Source organism: Streptomyces sp. HUAS 15-9 (assembly GCF_025642155.1).
Classification (GTDB): Bacteria; Actinomycetota; Actinomycetes; order Streptomycetales; family Streptomycetaceae; genus Streptomyces.
In genome coordinates this window covers 8652580-8668098 of the sequence record NZ_CP106798.1, presented here as the reverse complement: position 1 = coordinate 8668098, position 15519 = coordinate 8652580, and the positions used below count along the sequence as shown (strand labels likewise).

9 protein-coding genes and 1 pseudogene are annotated in these 15519 nt (G+C 67.7%); 7 read left to right on the top strand and 3 right to left on the bottom strand.

From position 1 onward, the window contains the following. Positions 1 to 39: 39 nt before the first annotated feature. Complete coding sequence (locus N8I87_RS39250; protein ID WP_263215688.1) at positions 40 to 444, top strand: DUF302 domain-containing protein; 405 nt, start codon at positions 40 to 42, stop codon at positions 442 to 444. Between the two features lie 54 nt (positions 445 to 498). On the opposite strand, the gene N8I87_RS39245 is transcribed toward N8I87_RS39250, so the two are convergent. Beyond that, positions 499 to 2109 carry an outer membrane protein assembly factor BamB family protein gene (locus N8I87_RS39245; protein ID WP_263215687.1) on the bottom strand — a complete coding sequence of 537 codons (1611 nt, stop codon included), beginning with the start codon at positions 2107 to 2109 and terminating at the stop codon, positions 499 to 501. A 305-nt stretch (positions 2110 to 2414) separates the two neighbouring features. On the opposite strand from N8I87_RS39245, the gene N8I87_RS39240 reads away from it, so the two are divergent. Next, positions 2415 to 2789, top strand: a complete 375-nt coding sequence (locus N8I87_RS39240) for a hypothetical protein (RefSeq protein WP_263215686.1) — start codon at positions 2415 to 2417, stop codon at positions 2787 to 2789. A 114-nt stretch (positions 2790 to 2903) separates the two neighbouring features. On the opposite strand, the gene N8I87_RS39235 is transcribed toward N8I87_RS39240, so the two are convergent. Beyond that, positions 2904 to 5288 carry a SpoIIE family protein phosphatase gene (locus N8I87_RS39235; RefSeq protein ID WP_263215685.1) on the bottom strand — a complete coding sequence of 795 codons (2385 nt, stop codon included), beginning with the start codon at positions 5286 to 5288 and terminating at the stop codon, positions 2904 to 2906. A 174-nt stretch (positions 5289 to 5462) separates the two neighbouring features. Between N8I87_RS39235 and N8I87_RS39230 the strand changes: the two are divergent. Then, a pseudogene (locus tag N8I87_RS39230) lies at positions 5463 to 6310 on the top strand (maleylpyruvate isomerase N-terminal domain-containing protein). Here the strand turns inward: N8I87_RS39230 and N8I87_RS39225 are convergent. Beyond that, entirely contained in the window at positions 6271 to 8094 is a 1824-nt protein-coding gene (locus N8I87_RS39225) for a stealth family protein (RefSeq protein ID WP_263215684.1), read from the bottom strand. The pseudogene N8I87_RS39230 and the gene N8I87_RS39225 overlap by 40 nt on opposite strands. A gap of 756 nt (positions 8095 to 8850) precedes the next feature. Between N8I87_RS39225 and N8I87_RS39220 the strand changes: the two genes are divergently transcribed. The 4 genes from N8I87_RS39220 (at position 8851) to N8I87_RS39205 (ending at position 15498) form a co-directional block, all read left to right on the top strand. Next, on the top strand, positions 8851 to 9330 hold the full coding sequence (locus N8I87_RS39220; RefSeq protein WP_263215682.1) for a hypothetical protein: 480 nt from the start codon (positions 8851 to 8853) through the stop codon (positions 9328 to 9330). Beyond that, a complete protein-coding gene (locus tag N8I87_RS39215; protein WP_263215681.1) occupies positions 9327 to 12167 on the top strand; it encodes a stealth conserved region 3 domain-containing protein in 2841 nt (946 codons plus the stop codon). Before N8I87_RS39220 ends, N8I87_RS39215 begins: the two co-directional genes overlap by 4 nt. A 144-nt stretch (positions 12168 to 12311) precedes the next feature. Further along, positions 12312 to 13325: an acyltransferase family protein gene (locus N8I87_RS39210; protein ID WP_411577410.1), complete on the top strand. Its 1014-nt coding sequence runs from the start codon at positions 12312 to 12314 to the stop codon at positions 13323 to 13325. 88 nt (positions 13326 to 13413) lie between these two features. Then, entirely contained in the window at positions 13414 to 15498 is a 2085-nt protein-coding gene (locus tag N8I87_RS39205) for a PLL family lectin (RefSeq protein WP_263215678.1), read from the top strand. Positions 15499 to 15519 lie beyond the last annotated feature (21 nt).

The window sequence follows — 15519 nt, the reverse complement described above, 5'->3', positions numbered from 1 at the left end:
CCGCGCCACGCGAGCCGATCAGAAGGGCAGACCACCGCCATGCGCTACGACCGCACCGTCCACCTCGACGCCGACTTCGCCACCACCGTCGCCCGCACCCGCGACGCCCTCGCCGCCCAGGGCTTCGGCATCCTCACCGAGATCGACATCACCGCCACGCTGAAGGCCAAGCTCGACCACGACATGGAGGACTACGTCATCCTCGGCGCCTGCAACCCGCCCCTCGCCCACCGCGCGCTGGAGACCGACCGCTCCATCGGTCTGCTGCTGCCCTGCAACGTGGTGGTCCGCCGCGACGGCGACCGCACCGCCGTACAGGTCCTCGACCCGAACACGATGGTCGCCCTCACCGAACTCGACGCCCTCCGCCCGGTCGCCGAGGAGGCCACCCGCCGCCTCGACGCCGCCCTCACGGCCCTGGCGTCGACGGACACGACCGACTGACGGCGCTCCCAGTGGGCGCAGGCGTGAACAGGGAGCGCGTATTGGGTCATCGCGCTATCCGGTCGAGCAGCCCAGCACGCGTCCGTCGCCGGTGCCGATGAGCAGCCGCGTCGGCCCGGCGACGGTCACTGCGGTCGGCACGACGAGAACTCCGGCGACAGTGAGATGCCGGCGCCACCGCACGGTGCCGTCGCGGAGATCGAGCGCGACGATCTCGCCGTCGTCGTACGTGACATATGCGGTTTCCCTGTCGCAGTCGAGGTCCGTGGCCTTTGTGTCGGTTCTGAAGACCCAACTCGGCTTCCCGGCAGTTGTCTCGCGCCGTACGACGAACGACCCACCGGGCTGCAGACCATGGCCGTTGTACACAGTGCCCGCGTAGACCAGAGACCCATCCGCGACCTCAGCACCCGGGCCCGCGAAGTGTGTCTCGTCCGAGGTCCACGAGTACGGGAACAGCCGGCCGACCTCCGCTTCCGTCGGCTCGCGTGGGCGTTCGGCAGCGGGTATGACGTCCGGGTCGACTGCGGCGAGCCATACTTCACCCGGATCAGGCTCGCGGACCCCTTCTCCAGGGGCTGTCGCCCGGAAATAGATCCGACTGCCACGACGGATGTGCAGCCTGCTCCGCTCTCCGTTGCGCCCGGCAGGTGCGAAGGCAGGCAGGCCATCAGCACAGCGGACAACGGATACCGGGGCACCCGGCCGGAGATGATCGAGCCGTCTTCCGTCCTGGAGCGACAGCTGGACGACGGACTGAGGAAACTCATCCCGAAGGGGGCGTACCAGACCGACCCAAGCCGACTGCTCGTCTGCGGCGACGACGACGTCACGGCCGCCCTCTTCATCCGGAACCGCCCACTGCCGCTCCCCGGACGGAAGCCAGCACTCCAACTGGACCGCGTCGAGCGTCGCGAGGATCCTTCCGTCCGACAGTTCCCGCACCGCTCGAATGTGACGCCGCGGATCCCAGGCTGCGCTTACGGCGGAGACTGTCCGTCGCGCTTCCTCTCGCCGGTCGGACCGCGGTGCCGCCACCCGTGGACCGGCCAGTTCGTCAGGAGTGATCGACCTGGGCGGTACGGCTCTCCAGTCAGGACGCAGCACGTTCGCAACGTGCCCCTCAGCATGTGCGTCCTCGTCGTCCCAGTCGTCAGGCGGCGCCATGAGTACGCGCAGCTCCTGATCGTTGAGCCATTCCACACCCAGGATCTGACGGCCGAGCTCGTGCTCGACAAGCGATGTGGCCTTGCCCGTCTCCAAGTCCAGCAGGAGCAGTTCCCCTTCGAAGAAGTAGCCGCCGTCGTATCGTCCCGTGCCGACCAGGAGGAGGGGAAGCGTGGGGTGGAAGGCCATGGCATGCACGGGGTAACGCGAACGGAGAAGGGCACAGCAGGCCAGATCGTCGGTGCGATAGACACCGACCGGCGCGGTGCTGCCGACCTCGCGCGCGCCTGCTACCGCCAACAGGCCGCGGCTCTCGTCGGCGAGAGCGAGCGCGGGATCACCGACTTCGGCGAAGGGCCTGTCACCGAGGATCCGGTCGATACGGAAGGTCATGCTGGTGATCTTCCCAGTGTCCGGAGCGCTGGATCCCGCATGGCCTTCGTGTGGTCGATGACGATGCCGTAACTTTGCGACCGTGGCCTCGGACGCCCACGGCATACCAGTTCAGTTCGAGGCCGGTCAGCGGCCCCGCCCCCGCTGTCAACGTGACAGTGCACCAGGCCATTTCCTCACCGAGGGACAGAGCACGCTCGGTGCACGGCCGCTCCGCGTCCGAACGCTGTATCCAGCCCCGCGCGTCAATCCTGGTCATCGGACGAGCTTCGCAGACCGCCTTTCGATCATTGTGTGTCACCTGTGGAGAGGCGTCCCTGGCACTGGATCCGCCCGCCTACGGTGCGGCCACGAGGGCGGGTCCCAAGCCGGCGGCCCGCCGCAGCCGACAACCCAAAGGGGAGGCTTCGATGACGAGTGTGGAAGTGTCACTGAAGGAGATGATGGCGGGGGTCGACGGGGCGCTGGGGGCGGCGGTCGTCGACTACACCAGCGGTATGGCCCTGGGCACGCTGGGCGGGGGCAAGGGCCTGGATCTGACGGTCGCCGCGGCCGGGAACACTGATGTCATCCGCGCCGAGGTGCGCACCATGGAGCATCTGGGTCTCAAGGGCCTGGTCGAGGACATCCTGATCACCCTGGAGAAGCAGTACCACCTCATCCGGCTGGTCGCCGGCCGTAACGGCAACGGGCTGTTCCTGTACCTCGTGCTCGACAAGACCCGTTCGAATCTGGCGATGGCTCGCCATCAACTCAAGAAGGTGGAGGAGCAGCTCGAGGTATAAGCCGTCCCGGGGCCGGGCCGACGCGTGCGCATGACTTGAAGACTTCTTCAAGTCATCACATGCACATGATCCCAATTCGTGTAAGCGAGCAGCGAGGCTCCATCCGATCTCCGGCTACGGGAAGGCCAGTTCGGCCCAGATGGTCTTCCCGGATGCCGTGTACCGCGTACCCCAGCGCTGGGACAACTGGGCGACGAGGAACAGGCCCCGGCCTCCCTCGTCGTCCCGACGCGCTCGCCGCAGGTGTGGTGCGGTGTGCGCGTTGTCGGACACCTCGCACAGCAGGCAGCGATCCTTGATCAGCCTCAGCATGACGGGGCCGGTGGCGTACCGCATGCCGTTGGTGACCAGCTCGCTCACCACGAGTTCGGCGTTGAACGACAGGTCGGACAGGCCCCAGGTTTCCAATTGGCGCTCGGTGAGTGCGCGGGCGTGGGCCACCATGGCCGGGTCGGGCGGCAGCTCCAGGTCCGCCACGTGGTCGGCTTCGAGCCGCCGGGTGCGGATGAGCAGCAGTGTGGCATCGTCCACCTGTGGTCCGGGCGGCAAGGCCGACAGCGCCCGGTCACACAGCTCCTCCAGCGGGCATCGTCGCCAGGTGAGCACCTGCGCCAGGCGGTCGATCCCGCTGTCGATGTCGGTGCGCCGGTCCTCCACGACGCCGTCGGTGAAGAACGCCACCAGGCTGCCGCTGGACAAGTTCAGGTCGACGTTCTCGTAGGGCAGGCCGCCCAGCCCCAGGGGCGGTCCCGGCATCAGCGAGGACAGGGCCACCGAGCCGCTCGCATCGGCCACGATCGGCGGGGGATGGCCCGCGCTCGCCCAGGTGCACCGGCCGTTGACCGGGTTGTAGATCGCGTACAGACAGGTCACGCCGAGCGCCTCGTCGCTCAGCCCGTCATTCCCGTGGGGTTCCTCGTCCTGCGCGACCAGGCCGTCCAGCCGGGTGAGCAACTCGGCCGGGTCCAGGTCCAGCAGGGCCAGGGTCCGTACGGTGGCGCGCAGCCGCCCCATGGTCGCGGCCGCGTGCACACCGTGGCCCACCACGTCGCCGACGGTCAGGCCCACTCTGGCACCCGACAACGGGATCAGGTCGAACCAATCGCCGCCCACGCCCACGCGGCTGTCGGCAGGCAGATAGCGGTACGCCACGTCGACCGCGCTCTGCTCGGGCAGGTGCTGGGGCAGCAGGCTTCGCTGCAGCACCAGGGCTGCCGCATGCTGACTGGTGTAACGGCGGGCGTTGTCGATGCCGACGGCGGCTCGCTCGGCCAGTTCCACGGCGAGCGTCTGCTCCTCGGGCCCGAAGGGGTCGGGGTTGCTGCTGCGCCGGAAGGTGGCAAGCCCCAGGACGGCATCGCGGGTGAGGAGCGGGACGAAGAGGCAGGAGGGCGAGGCGGCCGATCCCCTCTCGCCCAGTGCCTCGGGTGGTGAGTCGGGTGGTGAGTCGTCGATGACGGGGCGGCTGGTGGCCAGACTCAGAGCCTGCGGTGACGACGGTGGGTAGGAGATGGGACTGGTCCGGAACTCCTCCGGGGTCCTGCCGTGCATCCGCAGCAGACTGTGCCCCGGCGCGGAGCCCGTCGGCGGCTGCCGTCCCTCGATGACCGCCGGCGGCAGATCCACCAGCACCTCGTCGGCAAGCTGCGGTACCGCCACGTCGGCGAGCTCCGCGGCCGTACGACGCACGTCCAGCGAGGCACCGATGCGCTTTCCCGCCCGTACGAGCAGCGACAGCCGTTCCTGGGCACGGTAGCGGTCGGTGATGTCCAGGGACTCCTCGAACAGCCCCAGCAGCTCGCCCCTGGCGTCCACCAGCCGGTGGTACGAGCAGGACCAGACGTGTTCGCGCACCGGGTCGGCGGGGGCGCGGCCGCGATAGTGCATGCCCATGATCGGTTCGCCCGTCGACATGACGTGCTCCATGATCTGGTCCTCGTCCGGGGGGTGGTGCCGGGAGATGAATTCGCCTTCGGGAAAGAGGGCCGCGGCCGGCCGGCCGATGTACTGGGCGATCCCCGCGAGCTCCAGATCGGTGGAGACGTTCCCCCAGACGACGCGCATGTCGGTGTCGAAGATCGTCAGGCCCACGGTCGACTCGGTCGTCATTCCCTGGAGCATCGCCAGCTGCGCCTCCCAGCCGCGCAGCACCTCCAACTCGGCCGCGACCACGACGGTCGCGGCGACACCCAGGTGTTCGAGGGGGCTGAACGTCACGGCCGCACGCAGGGTGCGTCCGTCCCGGCAGCACAGGTCCAGGACGGTACTGCGGGGCTTGTGCGTCCTGCAGAGGGCCGACAGCCGCTGTCCGGGGGCCGCTGTCAGCAGCCGGCCGGCGGGCTTTCCGAGCACGTCCTCCGGTGAATGTCCGAGGAGGCGCTGGGCCGAGGCTCCCCACCCGGAAATGCGGCCTTCGGCGTCCAGTACTGCGACGGCGGCCTTGGAGAGGTCCAAAGGACTGTGGAAATCGACGTTGGCCGTATTCGGAAAACGATCCATGGCACCGCTTCCCTCCGTGCTCCCTCAGCATCCCGTGCCGCACGAGGGACGACAACCGCACGCACGATCAGCGACTGCTCACGCAGGGCGACCATCGATGGTCTGCACGCGGTACGGGGCTGCTCGACAGGAAATCGCGTGCCGGTCGGCGGAGCACGGTGGCAGACAACCGGAGTGGGAAAGGCTCTGGAGCGCCCTGACCTGCTGCGCCTGATCGACGAACGGTCGACCGCCTTCCGCGCCGCGGTCGCCGCCGCGCCCAGTCTCGACGTGCGGGTGCCGACCTGCCCCGAGTGGACGCTGTTCGATCTGGTGCGGCACCTGGGCGAGGGGCGCCGCCGCTGGGCCGCCATCGTCGCCGCAGGGCCTGCCGCCGCTCCCCCGGCCAAGTCCGCGGCAAAGGGCGCCCAGGCTGCGCCTCGGGAGCGCGAAGCTCTGCCGGCCTGGTTGCCGGATCGACGCAGCACCTTCTGGACGCACTGCGGGCGGCCGGCCCGGATCGCGGTTGCTGGACGTGGTGGGGTACATCGCAGTCGCCGCAGACCTGCGGTGCCGTCGCCCGGCACCAGCTCCAGGAGATCGCGCTTCACACCTACGACGCCCAGATCACCGTGGGTGCCGCGCAGCCGCTGCCGGACGAGGTGGCACTCGACGGTGTCGACGAGTTCCTGCCCACCTGCTGCGCGACGACGAGCGCCTGGCCGCACGAGCCCGCTGTCGTCGATTACCACGCTGCCGAGGGCCGCTCCTGGCGCCTGTCGCTCTCCGCCGACGGTGCGCGGACCACCCGTCTCCCCGCGCCCGGCGCAACGCCCGCCACCGCTGCCGGTGAGGACCCGGACGCGGCCGACGCCGCCCGGGGCACGGCCGGTGAGCTGGTCCTCGCCCTGTACGGCCACATTCCGGTGGACTCCCTGAAGCTCGACGGCGACCGACGAATCTTCGGCCTGCTCCAGGCCTGGGAGCCGGAGGAGCAGGCGGTTCAGGAGCGTTTCTCGAATCGGCTCGGCACGGGGAAGTAGGCGTCGAGGAAAGACCTCAGCAGCCGGTTGCACCGGTCGAAGTCTGTCTCCGTCGAGCAGGTGTCGTTGAGGCAGAACACCTTCTTGTCGCGCTTCAGCAGCAACTGGTCGAGTCGATTCGCCGAGTTGGGCAACGACACATCCACGTAGACATAGGAGAGTTCCGAGGGCAGAGCCCGCTGTGTGTGGAACGCGTAGTAGTGGTACAGCGACGACGGCACAGCCAGGTCGTCCGGCCCCCGGAAGCGCGTACTGGCCGTCAGCTGATGCTGTTCGGGGAAGTCCTTTTCGATCTCATCGAGAATGGTGCGCCGCAGGGGGTGCGGGACGTGACGCATCTTCTGTACCAGCAGCCTGCCGAAACGGTCCTGGACGATGGCCCTGTTGTTCTTGCCCGCGAGGGAAACCGGTGGGTCCTCGGCGAGGCGAGGCCCGAGGGGCACCAGAGCGGGTGAAGGGAAGAACTTGCTGAGGCCGTTGGCGAGGAAGAAGTCCTCGGGAAGGACCTCGTTCCCCAGGAAGACGTCGTCGTTGAAGTAGAGGAACTGCTCGGACAGGCCATCGATGTGGTGGAGCTGGCTTTCGATGGCATGCGAGTTGAACGTGGGAAGGTACTCCTGCCGACTGAATATGTCGCGGTGGCTGACCACTGTGATACCGGGCTGGGCAGTGTCCAGCCACCCTGGCGTCTGGTCATCGGTCACGATGTAGATGTTGCGGATCCACGGGGCATTCATGGACAGCGAACGAAGCGAGTACCGCAGTTCGTCGTGGTCGGCGTACCGGCCCGCGTTGGCCGCCTCCTCATGAAGGCCCGCGCTCGACACCGCCGCCCGACGGCGCAGCCACGCCGGATCGTTGCCGTCGACCCAGGTGTAGACCGCGTCCACGGGAAAGGCGACGTCTCCGGGGAGCAGTGCTGTGAAGGCCTTGCGGGTGCGCACCGTTGCGGTGGAAGTGGCGTGGAGCCCGGCCGGTGCCGTGAAGTCCGAAAGGGGAGACCGCACTTCGGGCTCGTCAAGAGGTAGGGACTCGGTGACCGCGTTGCGGCGCGGCGCGCGGAGCATGCCGTCTTCCGGCGCCCAGAACTCGATCTCGCAGGCATGTTCGGGCCCCAGTACCAGTTGTTCACCGGGCTCGGTGTAGAACCAGAACAGGCTCAGCGTCGACGCAGCCGAACCCACCCGCCACGCGCGCGCCCGGTGGGCGGGAACGATACGAGGGCCGCGGGCTCCTCGGCGCACCAGATACCCCGGAACCTCATGGCACAGCTTGCGCAGTGAGTTCACGGCCTGCTGCCGGTCGCCTTCAGGCACCGCGACGATGACGGAGTGCCGCTCCTGACCGCGTATGCAGAAGTAGTCGACGCCGGACTGCTCCAGGGCGGCTGTCACTCTGGACAGGTTGCCGGTCCGGGCCACATGCGGCGCGAGGTTCACCTCTCTGAATGCGATGCGCGCACGGCCATGGGCCCACGTGACGACGGCGCCGGTGGCCGCGATCCGTGAACGACACAGCAGGGCCAGCAGCGATCGCATCGTGCGGCTCACCACGGCCGTCACGAACGCACCACTCACCAATGCCTTGAGTTTTCTTCGCGACTCGGGAGAGTAGCGGCGGGCGATGGTCCGGCGCAGCCGGTGTGGCATTAACGCGCGGTAGGCCCTGACAAGAGCGGCTCCTTCCGCATTGACTGAGCGGCTGTTGACGGATCGGGGTTCGGCAGGGGAAGTCGGTGACCGCGTCGACTGCGGCAGTTCTTGTTCGGTGGCGGTTGGGTCCATGGTGAGCCTTACCTTTCCCGTCCTCTCCAGGGCTGCCGGGCATAGCGCCGGCAGTGCGAGAGACCTTCGCCCCGGTGAGGATGCCGCCGAAAACTGGCAGGTTCACTGTCGCGGCAGTAACACGGATCACAGACTCGAATGGGAACGAACGGTGTCGGGGAGCGGTCCTGTTGGCCAACAAGTGTGTGCCCACTCTTGTGTTCCACCGTCAAGCGCAAGCAGAGGTAACCGGGTGTCATGAACCAAGCTCTGTTGTCCCATGCCGTGACCCTTGCGGCGCGGGCCCGCCGTACGGTGAGACGGGCCCGTGGCAGCATGGAACAGATCAGGACTGTTCCCGCCTTCGGTGGTCCGGGGCGTGGTCGGTCGGCGCTGCGCCCGGTTCACCTCTCGGTGCTCGGCGGTGGGACGCTCAACGTGGCTGTGCCGTCTCCCGTCGGTCATGACGAACTCGCGTCCGCGTTCCTGCACCTGGAGCGGCGTGCGGAGTCACGCCGTATTGCCTTGGATCCGGAGGGCCTGCAGGACGGATCCACTCTGCTGACGGCCACCACCGCGTTGTGCCATCCACGCCATGACGATCCGCGGCAGCCGGGTCTCAGACTCGGGGACGGCCTGTGGCGGCTGACTGTCGTTGTCGCATACCGCTCGGGTTCCACGGCTCGGTTCGCCGTGACGGCGCCACCCACGCCCGCCGGGGACGGCCCCACCCGCCCGTCCTGCCCAAGTGCTGGGTCGGGCACGGTATTTCGGCTGGTGCGCTCCCTCGAGGGTCACGTGATGCTCAAGGTCGTCGCCCCACGCCGGCAGGCCGAACTCACCGGCTTCTCCGTGCGATGGGATCGCGTCACCGTCCACGGCCGGCTGATCGCGCCAGGTCTCCCGCCCTCGCACTTCACGGCTGAAGCGGTGCCGCGTACCGTGGGCAGCATCGTCCCGGTCCGCCCCGAGTGGCAGGGCGATCGGTTCACGTTCGACGTACCGCTCGCCGCCATGTCCGCGGGAGCGAAGACAGCGCGTCTGTGGGACCTGCGTCTGCGGTACGGCCGTACGAAGATCAAGATCGGTCGACGGCTGACCGACATCAGACATCCCGGCAAGGTCTTCCGTACTCCGTTCCGCACCGTCGCGCTGCCCGACGGCACGCTGTTGCGGGTGCACGCCCATGTCTCCGGAGCCGGAAAGGCCGCGGTGAGCTGCACCATCATTCCCACACCCGAGGACCGCACCCGATGAAGATCACTTTTCTGCTCACCTGGGCCGACGGCATGGGCGGCACAGAGATGGCTGTCTACACCCAAGCCGCGCACCTCGCACGACACCATGAAGTGGAAGTGCTCAGCGTCTTCAAGACCCTCGAGGAACCCTTCTTCGAGGCCGGCCGCGGGGTGTCACGACGCTACCTCGTCGACCGCACCGGCAGCGTCGGCCGGCCGGTGCGCGCCGGCACGCTCGACGAGGGGACGTGCCGTTTCCTCACCTCGCTCCCCAGCGAGATCATCAAGCCCGACTGGGAACCCACCTTCGACCGGCTCTCGGACATCGAGATGACGGCGGCGCTCTCCACCCTGGACACCGACGTACTGATCACCACGACCCCGGCTCTTCTCGCCGCCGCGGCGGAGCTGGTGCCCTGGGACGTCATCACCGTCCACCAGGAGCATCGCGCCTCCCAGCTGCGCGGGGTCACCGGCGAACCACTGCTGATGTACGCACCCGCGGTCGACGCGCTCGTCTCACTCACCGAGCGCACCAGCGAGTGGTTCGCCGACTCCCTCGGCGCCGCCGCACCGGTCCTGGCCGCCATACCCAATGCCGTTCCGGACGGCTTTCGGCCCCGTTCGGACCTCACGAACAAGACGATCGTCCTGGCCGCCCGGATGACGCCCGAGAAACAGCTCGACCATGCCATCGAAGCGTTCGGGTCCCTCTGCGACGAGCACCCCGGATGGACCATGCGTATCTTCGGGGACGGGCCGCAGCAAGTTCGTCTCCGCCGGATGATCGAGGGGTTGAACCTCCACGACCGCGTCCAACTCCTCGGCCAGTCCCCCCAGATGGAGAGCGAGTGGGCCAAGGCGGGCCTGGCTGTGCTGCCTTCCCGCAACGAGGCGTTCCCCCTGGTCCTGCTGGAGATGATGGCTGCCGGCCTGCCCGTCATCGCCTACGACGTCGTCACCGGCCCGGCGGAGATCGTCCGCCATGGAATCGACGGCCTGCTCGTGCCCGCGGCGGACAAGGAAGCCCTGGCCGAAGCGATGTCCACGCTGATGGCCGATGACGCGCTGCGCCGGTCGTACGGTGCGGCGGGCCGTGCCGGTGTGCAGGAGCGGTTCTCGGCGCAGCGCATCACTTCTCAGTGGGAAGAACTCTTCACCCGCCTGACAGCCCGTCGGACCACGGCTTCCCGTACCGCGGACCGCGCGGACCGCATGGCCCGCCGGGTCGCCGCCGGCGGCAGCCGCCACTTCAACATCGCCGCCCCCGTCAGCGTGCTGGCGGCTTCCACGGACGAACAAAAGGCCAGGGAGGTCATGCTCCAGGCCAAGGACCGTACGGGGACTCTCGTCAGAAGCGCCGGCCGTCTCGCCGAGGTACGCGACGACATCTCCGCGGCACGCATGGCCGAGTGGAATCTCGAGCTCGTGGCCGAGGCGCTCACCGCGCACGATGTCCCCTACCTCATGGTGCGCGACGGCACTCCTACCCATCGCCTCGCCGTCGAGATCGAACACCGCGAGCAGGTTCTGCACGCGCTCGCCACCGCGCTCCACGCCCAACCGGTCTACGCGGAGCTGATCACTCCCAAGGGAGTGGCGCCCGGTGCGGTGCTGGCCGAGCGGCTGCGTGCGGTCGGGGACGTCATGGGCCTGCGCGTCTTCAAACCGGTGACCACCGAGAGCCGCACCCTGCGCTATGGCCCGGCGTACGGCTGCCAGGTCGAATTCTGGGCCGAGAACGACGAGAGCGAGGAACTGCCCGGCTGGCGCCGGGCTCCCCGGGGATCCACCCTGGTCGGGCCCTGTCTGCCCGATCTGAAACCCACCGCACAGCTGCGCGTCGGCGAGCGCGACTATCCCACCGCGACGGCATTCACCGACCGCCTCGTCGGGGACATCGACTTCCCCATCGACGCGGTCTACACCTGGGTCGACGACACGGACCCCGAGTGGCGCGAACGGCGCGACATGGCGAGGAAGGCCGCTGGTATCGCCGACGAAGAAGGCGAAGAAGCGGACAGCGGGGATGTGCGGTTCCGCAACCGCGACGAACTACGCTACTCCCTGCGGTCGTTGGCCATGTACGCCCCCTGGATCCGCAATATCTACATCGTCACCGACGACCAGGTCCCGCACTGGCTGGACACGTCCCAGCCCGGCGTCACCGTCGTCAGCCACCGGGAGATCTTCACCAAGGCGGAATGGCTGCCCACCTTCAACTCGCACGCCATCGAGAGCCAACTCCACCACATCGACGGCTTGTCGGAGCACTTCCTCTACTTCAACGACGACGTCTTCCTTGGCCGCCCCCTCACCCCGCAGTCATTCTTCACCAGCAACGGCCACACCCGCCTCTTCTGGTCACCCACCGCGGTTCCTCCTGTGCCGCTGTCGCCTGAGGACGAGGGCTACTTCGCCGCCGCCAAGAACAACCGGGCCCTGCTCCAGCGGGACTTCCAACGGACCACGACACAGGGCTTTCTGCACACCCCCCACCCGCTGCGACGCAGCGTACTCACCGAGATCGAGGAGACATACCCGAGCGAGCTCGCCACCACCGCCTCCAGCGCCTTCCGGGCGAGGACGGACCTGTCCCTCCCCTCCTCACTGCACCACCACTACAGCTATCTCACCGGCCGGTCACACCCCTCCACCCTCTCCAGCTCATTCATCAACGCCGGCCGCTACGATCACCACACCCGTCTGAGCCGGCTGCTCGCCACACGCAGCCACAGCGTGTTCTGCATCGGCGAATCTCCGAACGCGGAAGTCCCGGTCGACGAACAGGACCGCGTCCTGCGTGCCTTCCTCACCGCCTACTTTCCCGTGCCGTCGCGGTTCGAAAGGCGCTGACCGCACACGCGCCCCGGCGACGTACTTCAGATTCCTCACAGGAGAGACAAGGCCGTGTTCGATCAAGTCAGCCGCGCGCGCAGTGCACCGCCGCAGGAGAGCAGGGACGCCACGCAAGCCGGTGACCGCCCCCATCGACTCCATGTGTTGGACGCGCTGCGACTCATCGCCGCGCTCGCCGTGATGGCCTATCACTACCTGGCCCGGGGCGGCGGCTGGCACACAGACGTGAAGGCGATCTTCCCATCGGCCTTCCCTGTTGCCGCATACGGCTGGCTTGGTGTCCAACTCTTCTTCCTGATCAGTGGCTTTGTCATCTGCATGAGCTGCTGGGGCAAGTCGCTGCGGGAGTTCTTCGTCTCGCGTGTGGTGAGGCTCTATCCGGCGTACTGGTTCGCGGTCGTCGCCACCACGGTCACCGTCGCCGCAATCCCCGGTGGCGCGCAGCCACTTGCGTGGAGCGATGTCCTGACCAATCTGACGATGCTTCAAGAGGCCCTCGGTGTCCCCCATGTGGACGGCGCGTACTGGACGCTGTTCGTGGAGCTGAGGTTCTATCTGCTGTTCGCCGTCGTCGCCTGGTGGGGACTGACGTACCGCCGTGTCCTGCTCTTCTGCTGCGTCTGGGCAGCGGCGAGCGCACTCTACGCGCGGGCACCGGTGAACGACCCGGTACGGCTCCTGCTCATGCCTGACAGCAGTTGGTACTTCATCGCCGGCATGGCGCTCTATCTCATGCACCGGTACCGCCCGAATCTGATGCTGTCCGGCATCGTCCTGCTGTGCTTCTGCGCGTCGCTCCCCTTCGCGCTGAGCACATGGAAGAACACGGGCACGTACATGGGTCATACGGTGCCGTCCTGGCCGGTGATCCTCATCATTGCGGCGAGCTTCGGGGTCATGACGCTCGTCGCCACGACGAAACTCTCCTGGATGTCGTGGCGCTGGCTCACCGGCGCGGGCGCCCTCACCTATCCGGTGTACCTGCTGCATCAGGACATCGGCCGGGAACTGTTCAGCCTGTTGTCTCCCCACACGCCGTCCGGCGCGCTGCTGTGTCTGGTGGTCGCGGCCATGCTGATTCTTGCCTGGCTGGTGCACCGATACGTCGAGCGTCCTCTCGGACGCCGCCTGAAGCGAGGCCTTGCCCAACTCTGATCGGCGCCATGCAGGCCGCCCCCGGATCCCTGTACACGCGTCCTTGCATGGTCCTCATCAGCATCATCACCAGGAAGGTCTCCACACCATGCGTCTGCTGAATCCCTTTTCCGCTGTCGCGTCGTCAGGCAAGCACACCTCCACGGTCCCGGCGCCCCACGTACAGATCTGTGCCCACACGGACGACGACCTGTACTTCATGACGCCAGATCTGTGGCAGTCCGTGCGCTCCGGAGTACCCCAGGTCAACGTCTACCTGACGACGGGAGAAGCCGACGGCATCAATCTCGCCATGGACGACGCCGCCCGCAAGACCGCCACGCCTGATTTCCCCGCCTACACGGCCGCCCGCCAGCATGGAATCCGGGCCGCCTACGCGTTCATGGTCACCGGCAGCCGCCGGGCCGCCTGGCAGCGCTCCGCCATGAAGATCCGGGGAGTCACAGCGGAGATCAACCACCTTGACGAGGGCCGCATCACGCTCGTCTTCCTCAACCTGCGCACCGGCCGGGGCGCGCAGAACGGGAACCTTCTCGATCTGTGGCAGCAGACCAGTAAGAAGCTGGCGACACTGCGCCCGACATCCAGCCCCATCCCTTCCCGATGCGACGGGCAGTCGCTGACCCGCGATGCCCTCATCGGCACACTCACCGAGATTCTGCAGGGTTATTCCCCCGCTGTCGTTCGCATCATGAACCCTGACCCTCAGTGGACCGTGATCGACAAGAAGACGGGTGGCATCGCCTATTGCGACAACTCCGACCACACGGCTGCGGCCCTCTTCGCCATGGCGGCGCTCGAGAAGTACGAGCGAACCGGCCGACAACGGCCAGCCGTGGTCGAAAGCTACGTGGGGTACTGCAACAAGCTGCGCCCCCGCAATCTCAGCCCCCAGCAGGCCGCCCGTAAGTTCTCCTACCTGGCGGTCTACGGCGGCGAGGACGGCCATGACTGCGAGCAGCCCCCGGGCCTGTGCGGGGACAGGCCGCTCGGCAACCGTGCGTACAACCGCTTCTACGGGCAGAGCACGAACCATCGCTGGCGTTCCGGCACCAACTGGCTCCAGCTGCGGTCCGACGGACGCCTCGCCTCCTTCGCCGTGCTCGGCGGCCGACCGGTCATGTGGACCCAGGACCAGCCTGGCGGTGACACGTGGTCGGGACCGGCACCACTGGGCCAAGTGCCGGCCGGCGGCGGTCGCGTCGTCGCGGGTCTCGACGCGACACGCGACGCCGGCGGCCGCGTCCACGTCATCGCGGTCAGGGCTGCGGTGGGTCCCTCCCCCGAACAGCATCAGCGCAACTTCCTGCACATCGCCGAGGACCCTGTGACCGGCGAGTTCGGTACCTGGAGCGACCTCGGCAGCCCGTACGGCACATCGGCCCAACATGAACCACACCGTCGGGCCTTGGGCATGCCAGTAATCGTTGCCTCTGGTGACGGCGTTCAGATCGCAGTGCGTAATTTCGGTAGCGGGCTCAGTTCTCGTCTTCTGACCGAGAAGGGATGGGAGCCCTGGAGTGACCTGAAAGGCAGTGTTCTGGAAGGCATCGCCGCCATCGCCAGGAGCGAGGGCACCGTCGAGTTCTATGCCACCAGCAGCACGAGCGGCATGGGCCTCCTGCGTTGGTACCAAACCACCCCCGGCGGGGCCTTCGCACGCGACTACGGCACCCAACTCGCCCAGCCCGCCGCTCCCGTGACCCTCATCGAGCAGCCGGACGGCAGCCTCCTGATGTACTCCAGGCAGCCCGGGACCGGGTGGCTCGTCGCCAACCGTCAAGACCGTCCGAACGGCACATGGAACACGCAACCGGACATCGCCACCACCACTCCTGGCTTCGGTCCCCTCGCCCACGCCGTACTGGCCGCGGGGAAAGCAGCGGCCCTGGTTCAACGCACCGACGAACACGGGCTCAGCCTCTGCGTTCAGTCCCTCGACGGCAGCCCGATACGGCAGGAGTGGACGCCGCTCGGCGGTGGCCCGTTCGTCCACGCTCCCGCCGTCTCCCTCGACAGCCGGGACCGACTGGTCATCGCCTACATCGACGCCCAGGCCTGCCTCAACACACTCACGCTCGATCTGTCCAACGACCGAGAGCTCAGCACCCTCCCGTCATGGAGCACCCATCACCTACCGGGTTGTCAGCCGACGGGTCGCCGACGGCGGTGAAGGATCTCCCTGACGAGCCGA